This is a genomic window from Mesorhizobium sp. WSM4844 (assembly GCF_055811775.1).
In genome coordinates, this window is sequence record NZ_JBVVQB010000064.1 from 27,830 (window position 1) to 36,189 (window position 8,360).

Here is an 8,360-nt window from a genome sequence, read left to right on the forward strand (position 1 = left end):
CCCCCTCATTCCCCCGGGGGGGCGGGGTAACAACCCTTTTTTTTGGGCTTTCCCCCGGCGGGGGGGGGGGGGGGGCCCCCCCCCTCCCTGTGCGGGGCCCGCCCCGCGATTGCGATTCCCCCAATGCGCTTTGCCTGGAACGCTATCGCGACGGGCGTAAGAAGAAGATATGCCGCAGCGATGGAACGACCAACAATTATCGTGATCACAACCGTTTCACGTTAACCGTTAGGAAACGACGGGCTTGTTAAATGAGTTTCCCCACGGGGCATAAATATGGCACTTCACCTTTCGGCGGATGCAGTTCCTGTGGCGGCGGCCCCACAGAAGTATCTTTTTGGTCCGGTCGCTGACTTTCTCATGCTTGGCGGGAGCGCGTTGCTCATCCTGCCGGTCTTGTTTTTTGTCCCTCTTAAGTACGAAGGTTTCCTGGGCGCAACGATGTTGTTGCTGGCTCATCTGATAAACCATCCGCACTTTGCCCACTCTTATCAACTTTTCTATCGCAATTTCGGGCGGAAGGTGCGCGGAGACGGATATGACAAGAACCTTCAGGTCCGTTACATCTTCGCGGGCATTGTCGTCCCGCTGATCATGGGCGGTTTTTTTGCTTACGGTTCAATAGCGGGGAATGCGCGCCTGCTGGGTTATGCTGGCAATGCGATGGCCTTTTTTGTGGGCTGGCACTATGTCAAGCAAGGCTACGGCATGCTGATGGTGGACGCCGTATTGAAGCGCAGGTTCTTCAACGAGCAAGACAAGAAAGTGCTGCTGTTCAACGGCTATGCCGTATGGCTGTTCGCCTGGCTTCAGACAAACGCGGTGATCACCGAAAGGCAATTCTGGGGCTTGGACTACTACACATTTGCCGCCCCCTCATGGGTCACCAATATTGCCGTATTTGCCGCCGCTGCTTCCACGGCAGCCACTGTCGTGATGCTGATCAATCGCTGGCGCAAGCATGGTGGCACGCTACCGTACAACGGCGTCGTCGCTTACGTCGTGTCTCTATACGCCTGGATTCTATTTGTGAGGATAAACCCGCTCTGGTTGCTTGTGGTGCCGGCGCTCCATTCGTTGCAGTACCTGGCGGTGGTCTGGCGTTATCAGACCAATGTAGAGCTCGACCGTTCAGATGCTGTTATAGAACCCGAATTCAAGGTCCTGTCCATTATTGGCCCGATGTATAGGTTGCGAGTGCTGGCCTTTATCATCATTGGCAGTATTCTTGGGATTCTCGGTTTCTGGCTGGTCCCGATCGCGTTGTCTGCTTTGATTCCTTATAATAAAGAGGTGCTCGGCTCGTCGCTGTTCCTCTTCATAGCGTGGATATTCATCAACGTGCACCACTACTTTCTGGATAACGTTATGTGGCGACGAGGCAATCCAGAGGTATCAAAATATCTGTTCCGCTAGTCACTTGCCGCGGCAATCTTGTGATGGCCACAGATAGCCGGCCGGACCGCTCGCCACGCGGAGGCCAGCGTCGGAAAACGGTTCGGCCATACCTGCGTCAGCCGCTTGGTGGGCTTCAATAATGTTTGAGATAATCGATCTGAAAGCGATTCTGATCGTTTTTATGATCTTCGTTCCGCTGGAGCATCTGGTGCCGCTGCATGAGGGGCGACGGTACCTGCGACGGGCGTTCGTAACCGACCTCCTTCACCTGCTGGTGACCGGACTGCTGTTCAAGATCGGATTTCTGATCTTTGTCGGCGCCTGTATAACGGCCATCAATTCAGCCGTTCCGAGTATCATCGGCGAAACGGTGCGGGCGCAGCCCATATGGCTCCAGACGATCGAGGTGATCGTTATCTCGGACGTTGGTTTCTACGTCGCCCACAGGACGCTCCACTCTGTGCCGTTCCTTTGGCGTTTTCACGCGATCCACCACAGCATCGAAGAACTGGACGCCCTGGCTGCCCACCGTGTTCATCCCCTCGACCAACTCTTCGTCAAGGCGACGTCGCTCCTACCGATCTACGCCCTCGGCTTTTCGGTCTGGCCAATCATCATCGCTGGGCTGATCTACCAATGGCAGGCGCTACTAATTCACTCGAACATCAGGATCGGGTTTGGGCCGTTCAAGTGGGTGGTCGCCTCACCGCTCTTTCATCATTGGCACCATGCTAACGAGCCAGCGGCCATCGACAAGAACTTCGCCGGCCAGCTTTCTATCATCGATGCGATATTCGGCACGATGTACATGCCCGAAGTGATGCCGACGAAATACGGGACCGACGAGCCGGTGCCAGATGCCTATTTGGGACAGCTCGCCTATCCGTTCACCACGCCTAAAAGGCCCATCGCATCAGACTTGCAAATGGCGGAGCTGAATCATGACCAGTCGAATTGAAGACTTCGCCGGCCAGGCCGCGATCCTGGCTATTTTCTCGGCGCTGGTAGTGCTGGAAACAGGTACAATTGGCGGCATATTCAATGCGCGCGAGAGTCTCGAAGGATGGTCGCTAGTATTGATCTCTCGGATCGCTGCCTTGATCTTCATGGCTATGTCGCTCTTTTTCACGCTGGTGAGGCTGCCGGCCAAGGCCAGCGCGTCGGGCCTTGCACCGCGCATAGTCTCGATCGCGGGAACCTTTGTGATGTTCTTGCTGGTCGTACTCCCGGTCGGAACCGTTCCAACAGAAGTTCGACTGTTTGGAACCGCGATGATCGTGGTGGGCACGATCCTTTCAGCCTACTGCCTGCTTTGGCTTGGACGGTCATTTTCTATAATGGCGACAGCTCGAAAGCTCGTGATCGCCGGCCCCTATAGCATCGTCAGACACCCGCTTTATGTTGCGGAGGCGATCACAATCAGCGGTGTTATCATCGCCAACTGGTCGATCTCGTCGGTTGCGGTCGGTGCCTGCTGGTTTATGCTTCAGTTCCGGCGGGCCGTGAACGAAGAGCGCGTGCTGCGCGCCGCGTTCCCCGAATACCAGGAATACGAACGGCGAGTGCCAATGCTGCTACCATTTCGAGTGGTCAAGGCAGCCCGCTGATCGTTTCCGGCGCCACCTGGTTAGGATCGAGATAGAGTATCTTGTCGGGCAACGGCGTCAGGCCATATGCCGTGCGGAATTTCCCGTTGTGGCGCTTCTTTCGACGCTCGCCTGAGGGCATGAGCTACAAGGCGTTCCCTTCTAGTTCTTTCTGACGAATTGAAGCGTTGCGACCGGAACGGAAACAGGCGTGATGACGTAGCGTGTCTCGAAGCAGGGCGTGGTCCAGGAGCCAGGAGTTTGGTAAACTATTTGGTCTCATCATCTGTTTTGTCTTCTTCCTGAGTGCACTGCACGTTGCGTATGAAAACGGTGTCTGGCTGGCACCAAGCGCACACAAAGCGCGCTACGACCACAACGTGTACAAAGTTCGCCATACAAAATCGCAGAAAAAAGTACGGCGATGGCTCCCTAAGTAATTGAAAACTATGGTGATCCCGACAGGAATCGAACCTGTGACCTACAGATTAGGAATCTGCCGCTCTATCCTACTGAGCTACGGGACCACGCGGCCCGACACATAACTGCTTCGGACCGTTTCGCCAAGAGGCAAGCTTGACGCAATCGGCCGGTCACGAGTGGACCGCAAAGATGAGCCGGAAATAGCGGAACTTCGGACCACCGCCGCGCTTTAGTGTGCCGAAGGAGAGACCCGCATGAGTGCCACGAAAGAGTTCTTCGAAACCTGGCTCCAGGAGAACGTCGGTAACCTGCCCGCGGAAAGCGAAGTGAGCGTGGCCGTCCTGGTTCAGCAGTTCGAGCAGGATGCCGATGCGGCCGGCTATGGCCACGAGGTGCGCCAAGACGAGATCGGCGACATCGAAGAGGCCATCGAGAAAGCTCTGAAAAAGGCCAGGACAGGCGAACAGCCGCAGGCCGCCGATCCGGCCGAAGAGAGTGATCTGGCGCCCGTCATGGAGGCGCTGGAGGTCGACGACCCGAAGAGCGGGCCGTAGCGATCCCAGGCAACATCGGATGGCAGCCTACCAGCGGTTGCAGCACTCCCCTTCCACCCTAAATGACCCGGCATGATGGATGCCAAACACATCACACTCGGCGTTGTGATCGGCGTGGCTATCGGCGTCGCGTCGGACAATATTATTGCGGGTATCGGAATCGGTATCGCCCTGGGCATTGCCTTGGGTCTTGCGCGGAGGCGGTCAGGTCGGAAGTGACGATCGGAGCATCGCCACGTCCCGGGCCCGACCGCCTTGCAACCATCCCAATCGCAGCGCACCCCTCGGATCAAGCCGCACAGCGGTTTTATGGCCGATGCATCAAGCGGCCAGCGCCGTCTCCGCGAGCTTCACCCAATAGCTCATGCCGTGCGGGATGACCTCGTCGTTGAAGTCGTAGGCAGGGTTGTGGAGACCGGCGGTGTCGCCATTGCCGATGAAGATGAAGGCGCCCGGCCGCGCTTCCAGCATGTAGGAGAAATCCTCGCCGCCCATCACCGGCTGGATGGCGCGTTGCACCTGTGCCTCGCCGGCGATTTCAGCGGCGACATCGCTGGCAAAGACCGTCTCCTCCGGATGGTTGAAGGTGACGGGATAATTGGCTTTGTAATCGACCTCGATCGTTGCGCCGAAGGCCGCGCCCACGCCCTCGCAGATGGCGCGCACACGCTGCTCAGCCTTCCTGGCGACCTCCTTCTTCAGCGTGCGCACGGTGCCGGCGATCTCGGCGCTCTCGGGAATGACATTGTAGGCGTCGCCGGCGTGGAATTTCGTCACCGACACCACGACAGCCTCGACCGGATCGGTGCTGCGCGAGGCGATCGTCTGCAGAGCGCCGACGAGCTGGCTGGTGATGACGATCGGGTCGATGGTGCCGTGCGGCATCGCCGCATGCCCGCCCTTGCCCTTGACCGTGATGGTGAATTCGGCTGTCGCCGCCATGATCGGGCCCGGCTTGATGGCGAATTGTCCGACCGGCAGACCCGGCATGTTGTGCATGCCGAACACCTTGGAGATACCGAAGCGCTCCATCATGCCGTCCCTGACCATCTCGTTGCCGCCGCCGCCGCCTTCTTCGGCCGGCTGGAAGATCACTGCGACGGAGCCGGCGAAATTGCGCGTCTCGGCAAGATATTTGGCGGCACCGAGCAGCATCGCGGTGTGGCCGTCATGGCCGCAGGCGTGCATCTTGCCCGGAATAGTCGAGGCGTAGGGTTTCCCGGTGATCTCGTTGAGCGGCAGCGCATCCATGTCGGCGCGCAGGCCGATGCTCGTGCCTTCGCCCAGGCGGCCGCGGATGATGCCGACGACACCGGTCTTGCCGAGTCCGGTCACCACGTCGTCGCAACCGAAGGCCTGCAGCTTCTCGGTGACGAAGGCGGCGGTCTCGAAGACGTCGAAATTCAGCTCTGGCGTCTGGTGCAGATGGCGGCGCCAGCCGGCGACCTCGTCTTGCATTTCGGCGGCGCGGTTCAGGATCGGCATGATGTTCCATCTCGCTGTTGGAGCAGACGGGCTCTGCCTGCTGCTTTGCAATTGTGCCTGCTGTTTTAGAATTGTCATTCAGGCACTTTGCCATCTTGACGTCACATAGGCTAAATAGCACCGCAAGATAGTGATCCGGATAGAGGGACCGGATCACCATGCTGGCGATCGCGTAACAAATCTTACGGAGCCAGAGGCGACTGCGGCAAGAGGCGATCTCGGATTCCACCATGCGGTACAGGCGTTTCCTCAAATTGTTGCTCGCGGGCGCCGTGGCGCTTGCGGCGCTGGCCGGCCCGGCTCTCGCCAATCCGACGATCGTGTTCGACCTGGAGAATGGCAAGATCCTCCAGCACCAGGAGGCATTCAAGCGCTGGTATCCTGCCTCGCTGACCAAGCTGATGACCGCCTATGTGGCGTTTCGTGCGATTGCCGCCGGCGACGTCCAGGTCGATTCGCCGATCAAGGTGACGAAGCGTTCCGCCAGCGAGCCGCCGAGCAAGATGGGCTTCAAGCCCGGCTCGGTCATGCGGCTCGATAACGCGCTGAAGATGATACTGGTAAAATCGGCCAACGACGTCGCCATGGCCATCGGCGAGAACATCGGCGGTTCGCAGGCCGCTTTCGCCGAGCGCATGAACGCCGAGGCGCGCCGGCTCGGCATGACCGGAACGCATTTCGTCAACCCGAACGGGCTGTTTTCGCCGGACCAGTATACAACTGCGCGCGATCTCGGCTTGCTGGTGATGGCGATCCGCACGGAATTTCCACAATATGCCCCATGGTTCTCGATCGAGGGCCTGGCCGTCGGCAAGAAGAAGATCTCGAATTACAATCTTCTGATCGGCCGCTATCCCGGCGCCGACGGCATGAAGACCGGCTTCGTCTGTCCGTCGGGCTTCAACATGATCGGCTCGGCAACACGCGACGGGCGCACGTTGGTGGCGGTGGTGCTTGGCGAGAAGTCGGCCATCACCCGCGCCGAGACCGTCGCCAGGCTGCTCGACCAAGGCTTTGCCACGCCGACACCGGGCTGGCTGACGGTGGCGGCGCTGCCTTCCTATGGCGACACCACATCGGTCAACGACATGAACGACGAGATTTGCAGGAAGAAGCCGGCTAAGGAGCAGTCGGAAGCTGCCGCCCCCGTCGGCGATAAGAATGCGCCAAAATCTCCCTATCGAAAAAAACTCGATCACGCGCCGGCGTTGGTCGCAGTCGGCCTTGGCGGCGCCACCGGGCCGATACCGAAAGCCATGCTCGATGCATCGGGCCAGGAATATGCCGACGTGCCGCTGCCGAGCTGGCGGCCCGACCTGCCGCCGCCGCCCGGCGCGGAGCCGGCAGTGATCGGTTCCGCTACTGCGGCCCAGGAGCCCGCCAAGGCAGTGAACTAGGCTGATGAGCAGCGGCTTTCCCATCGCCGTTTCGGTGCTGACCGGTTTTCTCGGCGCCGGCAAAACGACGCTGCTCAACCGGCTGCTCAGGGATCCCGCGCTCGCCGACACCGCGGTCATCATCAACGAGTTCGGCGAGGTGGCGATCGACCATCTCCTGGTCGAACAGGCCTCCGACGGCATCATCCAGCTTTCCGACGGCTGTCTCTGCTGCACGGTGCGCGGCGAACTGGTCGACACGCTGGCCGATCTCGTCGACCGGCTGCAGACCGGCCGCATCGCCCGGCTTGCCCGCGTCGTCATCGAAACCACCGGCCTCGCAGATCCGGCGCCGGTGCTGCAGTCGATCATGGCCCATCCGGCGCTGGTCGAGGCCTTCCGGCTCGACGGCGTCATCACGCTGGTCGACGCGGTCAACGGAGATGCGACGCTCGACGCCCATGTCGAGGCAGTGAAGCAGGCGGCGGTCGCCGACCGCATCGTGCTGACGAAAGCCGATCTGGCCACCGATCCGCGCGACGTCGAGGCCTTGCGGGCGCGGCTGCGGCAGATCAATCCGGGTGCCGAGCTGCTCGATGCGGGTGACAGAAGGACCGATGCAGCGGCGCTGTTCGATTGCGGCCTCTATAACCCAGCCACCAAGTCCGCCGACGTGCGGCGCTGGCTGGGCGAGGAAGCCGCCCATGATCACCACCACCACCACCATGGTGACCACGGCGATCATGACCACGATCATGACCATCGGCACGATTCCCGCGTGCGCTCCTACTCGCTCGTTCATGACGGGCCGGTGCCGTTTTCGGCGATCGAGATGTTCCTCGACCTGTTGCGATCAGCACATGGCGAGCGCCTGTTGCGCATGAAGGGCGTCATCGAATTGCTGGAAGACCCGTCGCGGCCACTGGTCGTCCACGGCGTCCAGAAGATCCTGCATCCGCCGGCGCGGCTGCCGTCCTGGCCGAACGGCCAACGCGGCACAAGGCTGGTGCTGATCACGCTCGACATGCCGGAAGATTACGTCCGCCGGCTGTTTGCCGCCTTCACCAACCGGCCGTCGATCGACTCGCCGGACCGCGCAGCGCTGGAAAACAACCCGCTGGCCATCGCCGGGCGGTGAAGCGGCTGATCTCCCCCCTCGAGGGGGAGATGTCGCCGAAGGCGACAGAGGGGGTCGTCTCGGCTGGTGCGACGCCCCGTAGGAACGAAAGATAAGGTTGGCGCTTCACGCGCGGCAACCCCCTCTGGCCTGCCGGCCATCTCCCCCTCAAGGGGGGAGATTATCCCGCTCAGCCGCCGCCGCGCTCGACCAGAAAGCGATGGCCGCCGGAAACCGCTGCCGTTTCGATCAACCGATGGCCGATCTCGGTGCAGAAGGCGGGAATGTCGATGACGGCGAGGGGGTCAGTGGTTTCGAGCCATAGCCAGCTGCCCGGCTGCATTGTGGCCAACCGCTTTTTTGCCTTGAGCACGGGCAACGGGCAGTTCAGCCCTTTGAGGTCGTAGACGGGGGCGGGGGC

General features: G+C 60.5%; 9 protein-coding genes and 1 tRNA gene. 7 read left to right on the top strand and 3 right to left on the bottom strand.

Translation table 11 applies throughout. The features are described from left to right. The first annotated feature begins 276 nt into the window (after nt 1-276). The 3 genes from AC0L2A_RS31110 to AC0L2A_RS31120 all read left to right on the top strand — a co-directional run bounded on the left by AC0L2A_RS31110 (nt 277) and on the right by AC0L2A_RS31120 (nt 3,005). Entirely contained in the window at nt 277-1,416 is a 1,140-nt protein-coding gene (locus tag AC0L2A_RS31110; protein ID WP_473612060.1) for a hypothetical protein, read from the top strand. 121 nt (nt 1,417-1,537) lie between these two features. Continuing rightward, entirely contained in the window at nt 1,538-2,356 is an 819-nt protein-coding gene (locus AC0L2A_RS31115) for a sterol desaturase family protein (RefSeq protein ID WP_473612062.1), read from the top strand. Further along, nucleotides 2,340-3,005 carry a methyltransferase family protein gene (locus tag AC0L2A_RS31120; protein WP_473512103.1) on the top strand — a complete coding sequence of 222 codons (666 nt, stop codon included), beginning with the start codon at nt 2,340-2,342 and terminating at the stop codon, nt 3,003-3,005. The genes AC0L2A_RS31115 and AC0L2A_RS31120 overlap by 17 nt, the downstream gene beginning before the upstream one ends. Nucleotides 3,006-3,434: 429 nt before the next feature. On the opposite strand, the gene AC0L2A_RS31125 is transcribed toward AC0L2A_RS31120, so the two are convergent. Then, nucleotides 3,435-3,511, bottom strand: a tRNA-Arg gene (locus AC0L2A_RS31125). Between the two features lie 150 nt (nt 3,512-3,661). Here AC0L2A_RS31125 and AC0L2A_RS31130 point away from each other — a divergent pair. Together AC0L2A_RS31130 and AC0L2A_RS31135 are read left to right on the top strand one after the other, a co-directional pair. After that, nucleotides 3,662-3,961 (top strand): hypothetical protein, encoded by a 300-nt coding sequence (locus AC0L2A_RS31130; RefSeq protein WP_473612063.1) that lies wholly within the window; start codon nt 3,662-3,664, stop codon nt 3,959-3,961. 72 nt (nt 3,962-4,033) lie between these two features. Continuing rightward, nucleotides 4,034-4,180 carry a glycine zipper domain-containing protein gene (locus AC0L2A_RS31135; RefSeq protein WP_236368745.1) on the top strand — a complete coding sequence of 49 codons (147 nt, stop codon included), beginning with the start codon at nt 4,034-4,036 and terminating at the stop codon, nt 4,178-4,180. A gap of 102 nt (nt 4,181-4,282) precedes the next feature. Here AC0L2A_RS31135 and AC0L2A_RS31140 read toward each other — a convergent pair whose 3' ends face one another. Further along, nucleotides 4,283-5,446, bottom strand: a complete 1,164-nt coding sequence (locus AC0L2A_RS31140) for a M20 aminoacylase family protein (protein ID WP_473612064.1) — start codon at nt 5,444-5,446, stop codon at nt 4,283-4,285. A gap of 230 nt (nt 5,447-5,676) precedes the next feature. Here AC0L2A_RS31140 and AC0L2A_RS31145 point away from each other — a divergent pair, with 230 nt between their 5' ends. Both AC0L2A_RS31145 and AC0L2A_RS31150 read left to right on the top strand, forming a co-directional pair. Beyond that, the gene (locus tag AC0L2A_RS31145) at nt 5,677-6,843 is read left to right on the top strand and encodes a D-alanyl-D-alanine carboxypeptidase family protein (protein WP_473612066.1); all 1,167 of its coding nucleotides are present in this window, start codon (nt 5,677-5,679) and stop codon (nt 6,841-6,843) included. Nucleotides 6,844-6,847: 4 nt separating this feature from the next. Continuing rightward, nucleotides 6,848-7,960: a CobW family GTP-binding protein gene (locus AC0L2A_RS31150; RefSeq protein ID WP_473612067.1), complete on the top strand. Its 1,113-nt coding sequence runs from the start codon at nt 6,848-6,850 to the stop codon at nt 7,958-7,960. Nucleotides 7,961-8,129: 169 nt separating this feature from the next. Here AC0L2A_RS31150 and AC0L2A_RS31155 read toward each other — a convergent pair. Continuing rightward, the coding region (locus tag AC0L2A_RS31155) for a sulfurtransferase TusA family protein (RefSeq protein WP_473612069.1) at nt 8,130-8,360 on the bottom strand (231 nt) is incomplete at its 5' end.

Excerpts from the sequence above, each read along its gene's own strand:
- AC0L2A_RS31145 (WP_473612066.1), top strand. The coding sequence starts at position 5,677 with ATGCGGTACAGGCGTTTCCTCAAATTGTTGCTCGCGGGCGCCGTGGCG.
- AC0L2A_RS31135 (WP_236368745.1), top strand. The coding sequence starts at position 4,034 with ATGATGGATGCCAAACACATCACACTCGGCGTTGTGATCGGCGTGGCT.
- AC0L2A_RS31115 (WP_473612062.1), top strand. The coding sequence starts at position 1,538 with ATGTTTGAGATAATCGATCTGAAAGCGATTCTGATCGTTTTTATGATC.
- AC0L2A_RS31110 (WP_473612060.1), top strand. The coding sequence starts at position 277 with ATGGCACTTCACCTTTCGGCGGATGCAGTTCCTGTGGCGGCGGCCCCA.
- AC0L2A_RS31150 (WP_473612067.1), top strand. The coding sequence starts at position 6,848 with ATGAGCAGCGGCTTTCCCATCGCCGTTTCGGTGCTGACCGGTTTTCTC.
- AC0L2A_RS31140 (WP_473612064.1), bottom strand. The coding sequence starts at position 5,446 with ATGCCGATCCTGAACCGCGCCGCCGAAATGCAAGACGAGGTCGCCGGC.
- AC0L2A_RS31120 (WP_473512103.1), top strand. The coding sequence starts at position 2,340 with ATGACCAGTCGAATTGAAGACTTCGCCGGCCAGGCCGCGATCCTGGCT.
- AC0L2A_RS31130 (WP_473612063.1), top strand. The coding sequence starts at position 3,662 with ATGAGTGCCACGAAAGAGTTCTTCGAAACCTGGCTCCAGGAGAACGTC.